This window comes from Chryseobacterium sp. HMWF035, from assembly GCF_003094695.1.
GTDB classification, from domain to species: Bacteria; Bacteroidota; Bacteroidia; order Flavobacteriales; family Weeksellaceae; genus Chryseobacterium; species Chryseobacterium gambrini.
In genome coordinates, this window is sequence record NZ_QEHP01000142.1 from 1 (window position 1) to 14841 (window position 14841).

The window sequence follows — 14841 nt, forward strand, 5'->3', positions numbered from 1 at the left end:
ACAGAAATACAATTAATTGGAAATCAAATAGTTAAATTAAAAAAAACATTATTCAAAATAATAAAAAAAATCTTCCGACCATGACTAGCTTTGCTGCCCCGAAACTTTTATTAAAATATTTTTTAATACGACAAGTTTTGTCGTTATAAAGATTCTTTTTTGCATAAAGATCAAGTAAAACTCAAAATAAAAAATGAAAACTGCTGTAGAAATTTGCGAAACAGATGCTCAGGAACATCATTTCAAATCTGTCATTCTTCTGTCAAAAGATTTTGCTCCGCATGAAAGTTCGGTAGCAGAGATTGACACTGCCATCCTCAAAAATGATTTCGGAATCTTAATCATTAAAAACAGTAAGGATCAGACGGCAGAATTTTCATGGCAGAAAAATATTATTTCTTCCAATACGGAAAGTGGCTATTTTAAGGAAATAATGAATGATCTGGGAATAACCGTTCATCATAATGAAGATTCTATTGCCATAATTAATGGTGGAGTGAAACAGTTTCTGACGATTCATTTTATGATTTAATTGTAAAAAATTAAGCTAAATAAAAAAGTCCGCCAAAATAATGAGCGGACTTGTTCTTTATGATAAAACCTGTCCAAGGGAGAACTGCATTTTTTAAATTCCTTTCTTTCCATCCAAGATCATTCTTATCATTTTTACTTTTCTGTTTTCTCTTGTTTCCGGCTTTTTCGCTTCTTCAATCCAGCGGATATATTCCTTTCTGTGTGTATAGCTCATCTTGTCGAATAATACTTTCGCATCAGGATTTTCATTAAAAAGCAATACAATATCTTCCGCAATCTCCACTATCCTTTCTTCTTTGTCTTCCGTTAAAGAAACGGAAACCTCATCTCCGAAAGATTTTCCGAGCTGTTTCCTGATTTCCTGAGTTAAGCCTAAAATATGACACTCCGATTTCATTTTGGCAAGGCTTCCCCGATATTCAACTTTATCGTCAAAAACAGCTTTTATTTTTACCTGACCTTTTTTACCAAATATCTCTTCCGTGGAAAAAGGAAATTCTACAAAAGCCGCATTCATTTCGCCGTTTTTGCTTAATAACTGCTTTAAATTGTACAGAATCTGTTTTCATACATTTACATTTAGCACAATAACCACCACAGATTAAAATTATCCAGTTTTCCGTCTTTAAAATAGAACATAAAGGAATCTTCTATCTCCTTTCCCACCGGAATGCTGAAACGCTGAATATTCTTCTGATCGGTATTTTCGATTTTCAGTTTGGGAAATAGCTTTTGGAAATCTTCAACAGTGGTTTCCTTTGTAAGAATAATATGATGCGACTTGATTTCAAAACGGTTGTTTTCTGATTTCGCACTGCTGAAAATGACAGTATGATTGTTTGAAATAAATTCAGCATTGTTGGTATAGAAAGTGGTTATTTTCCCATCAAAGTTTATAAGATCCTTTCCGTATGTTTTTTCCATCCACGTTTTATCAAGCCATTCAAAAGGGCTTCCGCAGTCCCATGGTTCAGTTTTTACAGAATCATGCTTTGGATAGAGTTTTTGGAATTGTTCTTGGGGTACAATAATATCATTTCCATTCACCTGAACGTTTTCAATTTTCAGGAAATCATCTGTAAATGCTTTAGGTGTTTCATTTCCCGATATCGTTTCTTTATGTAAACTGTCTTGTTTAATAATCGTTTGTAAAGAATCCTTGTCCTGTACAGATTTTAAATTCTCTTTCTCTTTTTTCTGACAGCTCCATAATGCTAAAAACATCAGCAAGGCTGCGAAAATTTTACTTTTCATTTTTAATAATATATTTTTTGATCGGGTTAAAATAATAAAATTTCAGCATAAAAAAACCGCGAAAGTAAACTTTCGCGGCTCCCATATCTGTTTAAAGATTATTTTTTCTTTCCTTTTGCAGGAGTTGCTTTTGGCATTTTTGTTTTGGTGTCTGCAGGAGTGTTCTCGTCTTTTACCAATTGTAATTCGTCGATAAGTCTTCTTGCACCTGCGTATTTATCGATCGTCCAAAGAACGAAACGAACGTCTACGTTGATGGTTTTCTGCCATTCCTGTTCGAAAACGATATCTCCGCTTAAAGCCTCACTGTTTCCGTCGAATGCAATACCAATTAAGTTTCCGTCTGCATCGATTACCGGAGAACCGGAGTTTCCTCCTGTAATATCATTGTTGGAAAGGAAGTTGACCGGCATATAGCCTTTTGCATCTGCATACTGTCCGAAATCTTTCAGGTTATAAAGATCGATCACTCTCTGTGGAAGATCAAACTCCTCATCTCCTTTCTTGTATTTCCCTACAAGACCTGTCATATCAGTATAATAGTTATCGGTAATCCCGAAGTAGTTTCTGTCTGATCGGATTGGCAATTTATCTACCGTTCCGTACGTTAATCTCATGGTAGAGTTTGCATCCGGATAGAATTTTTTCTCAGGCATTGCCTTCATTAATCCTGCTAAGAATAATCTGTTGTTTTTAGCAAAATTATCATCAATTTTTACGAATCTTTCTGCAGAAGCTTTTTGGTCTGCCATAATTCCGTTTGCAATTTTCCAAAGCGGATCTGCATCCAGTTTCAACGGATCCGGATTCAGCATAAAGTTTGTTGCAGAAGTTTTGTTGGCGAAGATTGAAGAATACGCTACATTCGAAAGATTTTTAGCATCCAGTCCCATAATGGTTTCAGAAGCTACATCTTTGTTTACTCTTGTCTGGTAAAGGTTTACCATAGAGTTCATCATTTCGCCTTCAAGCTTGATATTGATGTTTTCGTAGGCTGATTTCAATGCGGCCTCTACTTTCGGCTTCATTGCCAGTCTTCCTGCCATATCCTGTTTTGCATACGCCTGAAGAACATTTCCTACCTGCAGTGCAAGTGCGAAATATTTAGAATTTCTGGAAAGCTGCGTCATGTACATTCTTTCCACGTTTCTGTCTGAAGTCTGCTTGTAATAAAGTCCGATATCTTCTAAAACTGTTTCGTACTCAACCACGTTTTCAGGTTGTACTGCCCAGGTTTTAAATCTTTCTTCAATTTTTTGCTTGTCTGTAATGGTTCCGTTTTTAATAACAGCATCAATAGTACCCTGTCTGTTTTTCCAGTAGTTCGCAACTGAGGCGTACTGAGAAGCGTAATTTAACTGAGTGCCTTTGTCTTTATCCATGTACTTCTTCATTACATCCATCGCTAATTTAGAAGCTTCAACCCAAGCCGGATAATCTTTGTTTACCATCTGCTGAATTCCGTAAGAAGTCAGGTAACGGTTGGTTCTTCCCGGATATCCTAAGATCATTGAGAAATCTCCAGGCTTTACTCCTTTCAGAGAAACCGGTAAGAAATGTTTCGGTTTTAAAGGAACGTTGCCTGGAGAATATTCCGCCGGATTTCCCGCCGCATCAGCATACACTCTGAAAACAGTAAAGTCTGCGGTGTGTCTTGGCCATTCCCAGTTGTCTGTATCGCCCCCGAATTTCCCTAATGCAGAAGGCGGAGCTCCTACCAATCTGATATCTTTGTAGTCTTGGTAAACGAAATAGTAAAATTCATTTCCGTTGAAGAAATCTCTTACGACTACCGTGTATTTTCCGTTTTCAGAGTTTTCAGACTGGATCGCTTTTGTTTCAGCGTCGATCACAGCTTTTCTCTCTGCAGCGGACATATTGTTGTTTAATTTAGCGTTGATTCTTTGGGTAGCATCATCCATTCTTACCAAAAATCTTACGTAAAGATCTTTTGCATTGAATTCATCTTTCTGCTTCATTGCCCAGAAACCGTTTTTCAGATAATCTTTCTCCGGTGTAGAAGCTGCTGCTACAGCACCGTATCCACAGTGGTGGTTGGTGAAAATAAGACCCTGATTAGAAACAATCTCTCCTGTACAGAATCCTCCAAAGCTTACAATTGCATCTTTTAAGCTCGAATTGTTGACAGAATAAATTTCTTCCGGTGTAAGATGCAATCCTTCTTTTTGCATGTCTACCCCATTCAGTCTTTTCACGAGCATTAACAGCCACATTCCCTCGTCTGCCCTCATCTGGACAAAACTTAAAAGGAAAGTGAATAGTAGTAATATTCTTTTCATTTTATAAAATAATTTTTGTGTCGCTAATTTAGTAATTTTTTTACTGTCTGATGTCTGAGAATGGTATGAAAATGGATTCCGGTGGCTTATGAAAAAGATATTCACTGCAATTTTAACAGTTTTGTGCCTGAGTTTTGTTTTAAACTGCTCTTCCGCAGCCGTAAAAAATCCACAGATCCAGAGAGAATGGATGCTGGTTTCTTTTGGCAGTTACTCTAAAGAAGAATTAATAAAAAGCAATGCTAAAATTGATCTTACCCCTTCTCTTGAAAACGGAAAAATAAAAACTTCCGCCTTTATGGAATGCAATAAACTGTTTTTTACATCTGAATTTAAAAAGGAGAGTCAATTAAAAATTTCGCAAGTTGTCTCCACAGAAATGGCGTGCCCGAATATGAAACTGGAAAATGATTTCTCCCAGAATATCAAAACAATGAATCATTACAAAGTGGAAGGACATTTTCTGACTTTAAATGATGATCAGGGAAATAGGATGAAGTTTATTGCGTCTGACTGGGATTGATTTCTTTGTTCTTACTTAATTTCTTCGTCTTCATTTTATCTTGCTAAAAAATTTTTATCATTTTTTATCATTTTGCTTTGCCCACTTTTTTCGGTTAGCTGACTTAAAATTACCACAAAAATGTCCATTTTCCACCACCTCAAAAAATTCTGACCGGTTTTGACTGCTTTTGACCGGTTTTGACCGGTTTGAAAACCCATTTCTTCGGATCATGTTCGGGTCTTCTTCGGATCGGCTTCGGAAAAATGGGATTTTTTCCGAAGGATGACCGAACAACAGTCGAAGGATTTCGGGAGAATTTTGATTACCTTATTTGTTTAATTGTACGCTTCGGCTCAGCTCGGTGGTATACTTACAGCAAAACCTTCTAAAAAACTTTTAAATCAATTATTATCGGAAGTCTTCCAAATGACGGAAACAGGAAGTATACCGGATTTTACTGATGAATTTTCAGGCAGAAATTCATTTAACGGCTTCTACGGATCATAAGAATTGGAATATTTTTCTGGTCAAATCCAAGTTCCTGTTTTTTTCCATAAACCGGCTTTTATGGTTTACAAAAGTTTTAATAATTCGGCTTTCTTTTGATTGTATTCTTCTTCACTAATCAGTTCATCTTCTAAAAGTTCTTTTAATTCTTTTAATTTCGATTTGATATCTTCCTTTGAAACGGATGAGTTTGATGTTAAATCAATGGGGTTATTGGCTAATGGATTTTGTTTTGGCAAAGTATCGTTATTTGGATTTTGCTGTAAGATTATGGCAGCAATTTCGTTGAAACCTCTTTGATTGGCATAATCTAATGGTCTTTGTTCGCGTACATTGGTAAGGCTTACATCGGCTCCGTGTTTGATTAAAAGGGCAACTATATCTTTTTTTCCGTTACACGCTGCGTAATGTAAAGCTGTATTTTCCGACTCGTCTTGAATGTTCACATCAGCTCCTTTTTTCAGGAGTAAATCAGCCATATAGAGATGTCCGTTTTTTACCGCCAAATGCAATAAACTTTCACCTCCAGAAGTATAGCTACTGCTCAAATGGTACAAACTATCTGATGATAAATCTTGAGCGCTTTCCACAAAATCAAGGTAGCTTCCCAAAGTGACTGCTCCTTGTGTCGGAGTTTGAAAATTGACATCCAAACCTTGCTCCAAAAATAATTGCACCATTTGCTTCTGGTTGTAAGCACAGGCATAATAAATGGGCGAAATTCCGTTTTTACTGGTCTGAAAAACATCGGCTCCAAATTCTAAAAACAATTTGGTAAGCATTATATTATTATTGGAACACGCAAAAAGCAAAGGTGTTGTTCCGCTTGAATTAGGCTCATCAACCGCAATTCCTTTTTCTAATAAAAGTTTAATGATGGGTAAATTTCCGCTTTGCAAAGCCAAATGCAATAAGTTGTTTCCGTCTTTGGTAGTTACAAAAACATTGGCTTCTTTTTGAATGAAAAGGTCAATCAACGGTTTTTTGGAATACATTACGGCAATCATCAAAGGTGTTTCGCCATTGTTGGTTACACTTTCTAGATCGAAACCGCTGGCTAAAAATAATTCACAGAGCACTTTTTGTCCGTTTCGGGTGGCAATATGAAGCAGATTGTTTCCCTGATAATCTTTAATGTCGGCTTTTGCATTTTTAGTCAAAAGCAATTTTACCACTTCGGTCTGGTTTTGTAAAGTGGCAAAAAACAAAGGCGTTTCTCCGTTCCGGTCTTCGTAGTTAATGTCTGTACCTTTAGTGATTAAAGCTTCACAAATTTCTAAATAGCCACGATGCGCCGCATAATGCAAGGCTGTTCTGCCTTTTTCATCGGTATAATTTACATCAGTAACTTCTTGTTGCAATAATAGTTCTGCTATTTTTCGGTTGCCTTGTTCACAGGCTAATATAAATGACATCGACATAGTTATTGATTTTGTTTGAGTAATAGTTGAACGGTTTTTTCTTTTAAATTATCATTGCTTGCTAAGTCAATTGGCAATTTGTCCTGCGCATTTCTGATGGAAATATCCGCTCCTTTTTCTAATACTAGTTTTACTTTTTTATAAATATCTTTGGCTTTTTCGGCTTCAAAATTTAAGTTCACATTACAAACTTTGTGCAGTAAGGTATTTCCGTTATCGTCCTGCTCATTGATATCGTCGTATAAATGATTGAGAACGATTTCAAAAACGGCAAAATTTTTGGTAATAGCCATATCCAAAGGTGTTGTAGGACTTCCGTAATACAAACATTTGTGGGTTAAGTCTGCTCCTTGATCCAACATTTTGGATAAATAACGTAAAGAATTTTCGCTCGAATAATTGTCTAATCTTCTGATATATTCAAATAACATTGACACACCATCGGTATTGGTTTCGTCAAAATTCGGGCTGTCGAATTCGCAAAGCAAATCGTAAATATCATAATTGAGTTTATCTACCAAAGCCACGTAAAACATCGAATTTCCACGGTTGTCTTTGTGTTGAGGATCGGCTCCGTTTTCGAGTAAAGTTTGGACAGCCTTTTTGTTGCCTGCATCAATGGCTTTCTGCAAAGGAGTAACATTTCCTTTATTTTTGTGATTGACATTTAAACCATAATTAATCAGTAATCCGAAATATTCTTCAGGTAAATCTAAATGTAGTAAAGAGTTTTCTGATGCATCTATTTCATTGACTTTGCAACCTTTTTGGATTAAAATTTCGATAGCTTTTGCCGGCATTCTTTTAACCAAAGCCCATTTTAAAATGGTGGTGTTCGAAATGGTTTCATCAATATTTTCAATGGCTGAAGCAAATTTTTCAAGGAAACTCATCGCCTCTTCGTTGGGTTCTTCTTTAGACAGAATTTCGTAATTAAAAGCCGAAATAGGTTGCGAATAAAACGGGATATTTCCCAAAACGGTCTCGATAAAGCTTCCAGAAAAATGATCCAGTTCAAATAGGTCTGTTTCTACTAATTTTTGATCTATAAGTGTAAAAATAATATTGAATGATTTATGTTTCAGAGCTTCGGTAACCAAATAACTTTGATCCCAATTGCTGAGTTCTTTGTATGAAGAAGAGTTTTCTTTCAGCATTTCTTCCACCAAAATGAATTTATGGTTGATGAAAGCTTCTTTAAGTGTTAAGTTTGCCATTTCTTGTTTTTAATCTTTTTATCTTCCAATGGTTTTGTGTCGCCAAACGGCAATTACGTTTGTATGAGCGTGATGTTCTTCTGGGTTATTTTGCAATAACCATTTTTGGATGTCGTAAGCTTTGTGAAAATCATCAATTAATCCCCTAGTATTCAAATCCTTTGGTGAAAATATTTCGTTAAAACCTCCACAATTAGTTATAGCGCTAACATTGAAATCTTGATCTAATAAATCGTACCCTACAAATTCGTATTCGTCCACATTTATGTTTTTACAATCTTCCTTCGGTTCAACCACAACTTTTAAAAGATTGAATTTTTCTGTAATTTTCATTCGTTTCATCACAAAATTAAGTGTTGTGAAAAAGTCAGTCGGGCATTTGTCTACAATGTGAGTATAGTTCCAATCGTTTACATTATCGTAGTCTGGCTCTACCAAATTTTCGTTAAGCATTCCATCCAACGAAACCAATTCTTCTAAATGGACTAGTTTTGATCTTTCTAAATATTTTTTCCAAGACAGTTTACCTTCGTTGTTTTTGCTATCGTATTTGCCTCTTGCAGTGTATAAAAATGTCATTTTTTAATTATTTCGGGTTTTCTATGAATGCGTTTTTAAAAGCAGACATACCACTCAATAGGCAACTCCTTGTCTTCATAAAAGAGTAAAATACAAAATCTTCCCTTTTTTTCTTTTTTGAAAAGTTCAAAATCTTAAGGTAAAGCAGTTGATCTATTCTATATACCTTTTTTTATTTGAACTTTATATAAAAAATTAATTTAAATAGAGGCTAATTGAGGATTTTTTATTTTTGGGAACTGTGGCAAAAGGTGTTATTGTGAAGCTAAAATTCCTGTTCCCGTCAAAATTCCAAAAAATCCCGTCTCTTTTTCCATCTTTGGTTTTAAGCCTGTGTTCGGGAATATAGTTCATTATAAACCTGTCTTTGTTTTCATCATACCAGATTCCCATTACCGCCATATCATTGGGATGGCTATAGGTAAGTGTTATTTTGGCAGTTATCTCCTTTTTGCTTTCAGAAAATTCTATTTTTTTATCTGAAAAATAGTTTAATTCTTCCGACCACTGTCTGTTGTGCGATTTTAAGTTGTAAATTTCTTCCCATTCTTTTTTTGCCAGTTGTCGGTCGTTTTCTGTCGGCATAAGTGCAAATATTTTTTGCTGAACAACTTCTATCCTGTATTCTTTAGGATAAACTTTTACTTGCGTTTTCCCGGAAAGGATTCTTTGGTTTTCTATTCCGAAAAATGATGCCATCGCAAAGAAGAATATTTTAATAGGTTCCATTTTTTTTGCTTAATTAATTCAGTAATGTTTTCTTTCTCGTTTTTGCGTATTATTTTTCCATTCGTTGTGCCTGGTTTTACATAGCCTGTTGATACTATTCTTCAATTATCCAATTCATCAGTAAAAAAATAGGTCTTTTAGCAGTTAGAATCATAAAATTTTTGATTTTTTCTGAATCTGTAATGAAACCCAACAATATCAAACATCCAATTCATAAAATTAAGATAAACTGTTTAGTATTTTAATGACACCAATCCGCTAATCTTGATAAATTTATAGGAAGCAACTGAAAACAAAAGGAGTATTATTTGTAACGTTGCCTTTTGTTGTCTCTATATTCATCTTATTGCCCCGAATATATTCTCTTTATTGTAATCGTCCAATAACCTCTTGCTACATACACCAAAGAAGAGGTAAATGTATAAGAAGCACCAGAATTATTATTCATCAGAATACCAAAATTTGCCGCACCAAGCAAATTATTACTGATTAAGGTAGAACTGATGCCACTATAATGGTAGTAAAAATTTTGTCCGGTTGCTGTTGGTAAATTTACTAACGTTGCAGAGTTCGGTCTATGAATATTAAAGGGGTTGGTTCCGTCTATTCTGTGCAAAGACACTTCAACTTCATAGATACTTTGATCGTTGGTGGGAGCCTGCCATTGGAAAGTTGTGCTGTTGTAACGGTTTTCCGGATCGTATAAAGGCTGTAGCGGTAAAAAAACAAACCCTGTTCCCACAGTTGCATCCGGCAAAACTTTAGCAATAAAGACAGTACTTACTGCTCCAATTGATTTTACAATATCACCGTTGGAATCCACAGCTAAAGGCAATGCTCCTGCAATGGTGCTGTTTTTAACATTCGTTAATCGTACTCCACTTTTGTCTGTAATCCCGGAATTGACTTCCAGCTTATTTTGGGGAGTAGTTGTTCCTATTCCTATGCTCCCGTCACTTTTTACTGTAAAGTCGTCCAGTTGCTGGCTTGCAGTGGGCGAACCTGATGAGGGATTATTTTTTTCACCATCAATATTAAAAATTCCTTGTGGATTTTGGGTATTGATACCCACTTGTGCTATAACTATGATTGCACTAAACATAGCTATTAATAAAATAATTTTCTTCATTTGTTTTTTAATAAATTTGTTAACTGTTATTTTTTAATTTATTTTTTTCAAGGTTAATGTGAATGCTTTATTGTATTGAGAAGAGATAATTTTGTTGTAAATATCCTATTGCATTTCTCTTTTAAGGGTGTCTAACCAATAGAAATTATGATTAAAATTTTCTATATATTACATTGCAGATTAAAATACGTTTGTCTGAAAATATTGAACCACTTCTGTTAAGTCTAGACTAACATACTTTTTGGTATGTTCATATTCAAAATGCTTTTTGAAACTATATTCATCATCAAATCTTTCCCACATAATAAATCTTGTAGATACAGAATTATCTTGTTGAATTGAAAAAAAATTACAGCCAGCTTCTTCAAGTGTAAGTTTTTGCAGGATCTGCAGTTCACTTTTTACAAGTTCAATTTGAGTATTATCTTTTACTTTAATTTCGGCTGTGATATAATATCCTTTTTCTAATTTCATATTTCTTAATTTTTTTCTAATTTATTGTTTGGCTATTTGGCCGATACAATTACCTTGTACAAATGTTTCATAGAAGTACTTCAGCTCTTTTGGCAATGTCTTGTTACAGGCAGTGCTATTTTAATTTTTCAATTACTTGCTTTTCCATTGACTTTTTGTATTGTTTTCGTAAATATTTTAATGTCTGCCACCTTTGTATATTCCCGTCTTCGCTTAATTTTACATTAATAATTTCAATTTTAGTTCTGTTTTGTTCTGTTTCATACAAAGTATATTTAACATTAAGAATTGTGTCAATAGGCTTTGAATTCTCATCGTAAATAATAATGTTATTTGTTTGATAATATGGAATATTTCTTGACCTATGTTTTCTGAAACTTGTGCTGATTTCTAAATTATTGTAAAAGTCAACATTGTAACCTAAGGATTTTATCATTTCAATGGTTTCTGCCTTGGATTTTTTAATCGTATATTCTTTACCGATGTAGATTGTACCTTTAGGCATTTCAACTGGTGGCGGCGTTGAAGTCGCACAAATCGCAAACAATGAAACTGATGCAATTCCAATTTTACCCAATTTTAATAATTTACCAAAGTTTAATATTAGTATTTTGTCTCGGTTGATGATTGTATGTGCAATTGGTAAAACAACCAACGCCCAATAATCAGAATAATCTATTATTCTTTGAATTTTCAATGGTGAAAATTGATTTAATGTTTCAATAATTGGCGTAACAAGAGGTGTTTTCCAAATCATAAATAAAATCCCTGTCGCTATTGAAATCCATTTTCTTGTGTTGGGAAAAACATAAGCAATGAAAATTGGAAATACAGTAAGTCCTGCAAAGTCTGAAATTTTCCCTGTCAATGCGTTTGAAAAAGTTTGCTTAAGATAGAAGTCATTAAGTAATAATGTCATTAAGCAGACTATAAAAATTGGATTTAAAATTTGATTTCTATTGTTCATTTTGATTTGTGAGTGTGTTTGGAAGGCATTGCCTGTAACGTTAGCTTTCCAGTGCTTTTTAACATATTCTTTTTTCAAATCTTTCTAAGTGTATTCCTTCATCATCAAAAATCATCCGGAAATCATTCTATGCTGCTGCATCTAAATTTCGCATCATTCCTGAATTGATCATAATTCCGTTTTGCATTCTAACTTTTCATCAAGAATAATTTCAATTCCGTGTTCGTAATCCCAGCTGCATTTAAAATGGAGTTTAAGTTCATTTGGGTTTTCGGTGATAATGATGTCTGTTAAACACAAATTACGTTTCAAAAATTCCTGATTAGAAAAAGTTGTACTGTGAAGCCGTTCTATTTCAATTTTTGCGTATTGGTAATGAATGGCATCTGCATAAGCACCGCCATTTCCGAAGGTATATTGCTCGAAGAATGTCAGTAGCTTTTGCTCTGCTATGTCTTTATTGGATATAAGGTGTTTGAGTGCTGTTGCATTAAATTCTTTGTTTTCGGAAAGGATCGTTATTTTTTCATCATTGGTAAATGGCTTTTCATAATATTCAAAAACGTCTGAATTGTCTTCCCATTCTATGGTGCTGTCTGGGTCAGAAAAATTTTCGGGATTGAATAAGTTATAGTACAATTTCCAGTCTCTGCATATCAAAGCGTCTATCAGAACTTCGTTTTTTTCTTTTATTTCTGTTTCGAGAACTATATAGAAATTAGGATTTGATACCTTCAAATTTTCTTCTGAAAATTGTTGTTTTTCTTTTTTCTGTTTTTCAAAATCAATCAAATCTTGTAGTTCCTGAAGTGAAACCTCAACTTTTTTAACATCAAACAACTCCTCTATTTCAAAATTTTCAGCATAATTAAAATGGGTATTAATCTCGGTTGAATGAAGGCAGTTCGTAAAATGTTTTTTGTAAAAAGCGGAATATTTTGGTTCAAAAATACCTACCAACTGCAACATATATTCTTCTGAAATGATGATCCAGTATATTCTAAAATGAAACTCTTCATCATCCCAATTGTAGGTATAAACCTTACAATCTGAAACTTGCATCGGTAATTCCCAATTTGCTTTACGATCACGATGAAAGCAGTTTGTGGCAATTTTTGAATACTCCTCGCCAATTTCAGGAATATGACATAGATAGTTTTCAGGGCTTTCGAGACTTGCTATAAATTTTGAAGCATTATTATCTTCGTTCAATAATGACTTTGCTTTGCGCATTAATACCCGATCATCTTCTATTGAAAATGTATCGTAATAATCCGGAATATATAATTTTATTGGTTTAATCATTTATTATACTATTGAATTTATGTAACATTTCAGTATATTTTTCTAAAGCCAATCCTCCAACACTGATCTCGTAAGGAAGTTCTTTATCTTCTTTTGTAACAGACAGAAACAATACTTTATTATTTTTTTTCCAAGCTGCAAATTTTCCTTCAAATTCGCGCATGAATGGATTCATCTCTATTATTTCCCAATAAACGGATTCTAATTCTTCATTATTGAATAATTTTTCATAATCAATCTTAGGCAGTAATGCTTCATCAGGATTTTGCTTTATTAAGTCTGAAATTTGGTTTTTATATTCATTAAACTTACTTGTAACACATTCATTTTGTTCTTCATAAGACAAATTGCAGCCATCATTATTAAAGCCGTAAAATGTGGTAGAAAAAGCTAATGTATATCTGGGATAATCAAAATCATAAGACTCAATTTCTGTTTCTAATGTATTGATAATGTCCCAAAATTCAGTATATGACTGATCTGATGCCACAAGTTCTAAAAAGAATTGCTTCGGGCTTTTTTCCTGTATCCAAAATTTTGTTTTCAAATCTTTAATAGATTAATAATTTACAAAACACAAATCCATATTAGACTTTCTCGCTTCACCAAAAATGAAGTCAACATCCTTTATTAAATCTTCTTCATCTGGATAGCGATCTAAAATGGTATCTCTAAACACTTTTTCATATTGCCCTAATTCGTGTCGCTCAACGCAAAATATATGTGGCCAGTCATCTGAAAAAGGGATGGGGAAAAAGGCTTTATACTCCGTTACTATCTCATCCAAATGTGCAGGTAACATAGGCCAATTGTCATCGTTTCTATTAAGCTGTTTTCCAAAATTATAACAGATATCCATAAATAAATAACCATATACTGTGCCCAAAGCACTTCTTGCCCATTTTTCTTGTCCTTGTAAAATAAGATAAGAGTATTGGCTGCTTGTATCTCCGTTTAAAATATTTTCTAGTAACTTCTTTAAAGAAAGTTCTCCTGTTGATACATCAAATCTATTTTCAAGAAACATAATGTATTCTTCATATTCATCGTATCTTAAGGAGTTGAGATAATCTAACTTTTTTGACCCGTATATAGCTTTTATCTTTTCTGCATCTGTTAAAATTACTTGAGTAGAATAGCCCATTTTTTATAGTTTATGTAACAATTATTTATATTTTAAAAAATTTTAAGAAAATTCAGCCCTTTATTCAATAGTTCCAATGATTTGTAAACAAATTAGTAATTAACAGCTATTGTTCGTATATTTTTAAGTTGATGCTTTATTTTCTTTGTTGCAATTCGATAATGGTGTCTTTGTTTTCGCAAATAATTTTAATCCTGTTTAAACCAAATTTCCCCGAGGTAATTATATGTTGATTTGTAAATTCAAAATCTTCAATTCCGCCGTTTGCATTTGTATCCTTTTTCACTTCTACTATTGGTGTAATTTCAATTATACGGCTAAAGTTTTGTGTACTGTCTTTATTAATTCTTTCTGATATGTGAACTTCTTTTATGTTGGGTTTCCAATGTCCATCATATTTTATTTTTCCTTTTATCTTATAAGAAATCAATGCTTTATTGTTGAATAGATGCAAATTATTTTCTACAATATTTACCTTAAAATCATCAATTACTAAATCTTTTTGATGTGCCCACCAAGCAACATTGTAAGTTACTGGTATTTCAATTTTAGGTAAATCAGGTGCATTAGACAAAACTCCTTTTCTGCCAAAATCAGTATGGTAGAGATAAGCCATACCCAAAAAGAGTGCTATTAATAATAGTATTATCACCGTTGTTTTTAGTGTTTTTTTCATATTATTTACCTTATATTGGTATAATTTCAATTATAAGCTTAAGGTTTTGTGTACTGTCTTTATTAATTCTTTCAAACATTGCGCTACTAAAAAATTGGAT

General features: G+C 33.6%; 16 protein-coding genes. 2 read left to right on the plus strand and 14 right to left on the minus strand.

Going from position 1 to position 14841, the window contains the following annotated elements; translation table 11 throughout:
• Positions 1 to 193 precede the first annotated feature (193 nt).
• A complete protein-coding gene (locus DD829_RS22090; protein ID WP_108409222.1) occupies positions 194 to 532 on the plus strand; it encodes a hypothetical protein in 339 nt (112 codons plus the stop codon).
• Between the two features lie 93 nt (positions 533 to 625).
• Here DD829_RS22090 and DD829_RS22095 read toward each other — a convergent pair whose 3' ends face one another.
• From DD829_RS22095 to DD829_RS22105, 3 genes are all read right to left on the minus strand, one after another.
• Positions 626 to 1051: a YdeI/OmpD-associated family protein gene (locus DD829_RS22095; protein ID WP_228408268.1), complete on the minus strand. Its 426-nt coding sequence runs from the start codon at positions 1049 to 1051 to the stop codon at positions 626 to 628.
• A gap of 62 nt (positions 1052 to 1113) precedes the next feature.
• Complete coding sequence (locus tag DD829_RS22100) at positions 1114 to 1788, minus strand: hypothetical protein (protein WP_108409223.1); 675 nt, start codon at positions 1786 to 1788, stop codon at positions 1114 to 1116.
• 98 nt (positions 1789 to 1886) lie between these two features.
• Positions 1887 to 4088, minus strand: coding sequence for a S46 family peptidase (locus tag DD829_RS22105; RefSeq protein ID WP_108409224.1), 2202 nt, complete (start codon positions 4086 to 4088; stop codon positions 1887 to 1889).
• Between the two features lie 88 nt (positions 4089 to 4176).
• On the opposite strand from DD829_RS22105, the gene DD829_RS22110 reads away from it, so the two are divergent.
• Positions 4177 to 4611 carry an META domain-containing protein gene (locus tag DD829_RS22110; RefSeq protein ID WP_108409225.1) on the plus strand — a complete coding sequence of 145 codons (435 nt, stop codon included), beginning with the start codon at positions 4177 to 4179 and terminating at the stop codon, positions 4609 to 4611.
• Between the two features lie 554 nt (positions 4612 to 5165).
• On the opposite strand, the gene DD829_RS22115 is transcribed toward DD829_RS22110, so the two are convergent.
• The 11 genes from DD829_RS22115 to DD829_RS22165 form a co-directional block, all read right to left on the minus strand.
• Positions 5166 to 6515, minus strand: coding sequence for an ankyrin repeat domain-containing protein (locus tag DD829_RS22115; protein ID WP_165796626.1), 1350 nt, complete (start codon positions 6513 to 6515; stop codon positions 5166 to 5168).
• Between the two features lie 8 nt (positions 6516 to 6523).
• Positions 6524 to 7738 carry an ankyrin repeat domain-containing protein gene (locus DD829_RS22120; RefSeq protein WP_108409894.1) on the minus strand — a complete coding sequence of 405 codons (1215 nt, stop codon included), beginning with the start codon at positions 7736 to 7738 and terminating at the stop codon, positions 6524 to 6526.
• A gap of 18 nt (positions 7739 to 7756) precedes the next feature.
• Positions 7757 to 8317 (minus strand): hypothetical protein, encoded by a 561-nt coding sequence (locus DD829_RS22125; RefSeq protein WP_108409895.1) that lies wholly within the window; start codon positions 8315 to 8317, stop codon positions 7757 to 7759.
• A 195-nt stretch (positions 8318 to 8512) separates the two neighbouring features.
• Positions 8513 to 9046: a hypothetical protein gene (locus DD829_RS22130; protein ID WP_123906963.1), complete on the minus strand. Its 534-nt coding sequence runs from the start codon at positions 9044 to 9046 to the stop codon at positions 8513 to 8515.
• 343 nt (positions 9047 to 9389) lie between these two features.
• Positions 9390 to 10148 (minus strand): hypothetical protein, encoded by a 759-nt coding sequence (locus DD829_RS22135; protein WP_123906964.1) that lies wholly within the window; start codon positions 10146 to 10148, stop codon positions 9390 to 9392.
• Positions 10149 to 10355: 207 nt separating this feature from the next.
• On the minus strand, positions 10356 to 10649 hold the full coding sequence (locus DD829_RS22140; RefSeq protein WP_108410711.1) for a putative quinol monooxygenase: 294 nt from the start codon (positions 10647 to 10649) through the stop codon (positions 10356 to 10358).
• Between the two features lie 115 nt (positions 10650 to 10764).
• Positions 10765 to 11694 carry a hypothetical protein gene (locus tag DD829_RS22145; protein WP_116548157.1) on the minus strand — a complete coding sequence of 310 codons (930 nt, stop codon included), beginning with the start codon at positions 11692 to 11694 and terminating at the stop codon, positions 10765 to 10767.
• 90 nt (positions 11695 to 11784) lie between these two features.
• Entirely contained in the window at positions 11785 to 12921 is a 1137-nt protein-coding gene (locus DD829_RS22150) for a DUF6985 domain-containing protein (RefSeq protein WP_108410206.1), read from the minus strand.
• On the minus strand, positions 12914 to 13468 hold the full coding sequence (locus DD829_RS22155; RefSeq protein ID WP_108410207.1) for a hypothetical protein: 555 nt from the start codon (positions 13466 to 13468) through the stop codon (positions 12914 to 12916). The genes DD829_RS22150 and DD829_RS22155 overlap by 8 nt, the downstream gene beginning before the upstream one ends.
• A gap of 12 nt (positions 13469 to 13480) precedes the next feature.
• Entirely contained in the window at positions 13481 to 14065 is a 585-nt protein-coding gene (locus DD829_RS22160; protein WP_108410208.1) for a hypothetical protein, read from the minus strand.
• Positions 14066 to 14201: 136 nt separating this feature from the next.
• The gene (locus tag DD829_RS22165) at positions 14202 to 14741 is read right to left on the minus strand and encodes a hypothetical protein (protein WP_108410209.1); all 540 of its coding nucleotides are present in this window, start codon (positions 14739 to 14741) and stop codon (positions 14202 to 14204) included.
• Positions 14742 to 14841 lie beyond the last annotated feature (100 nt).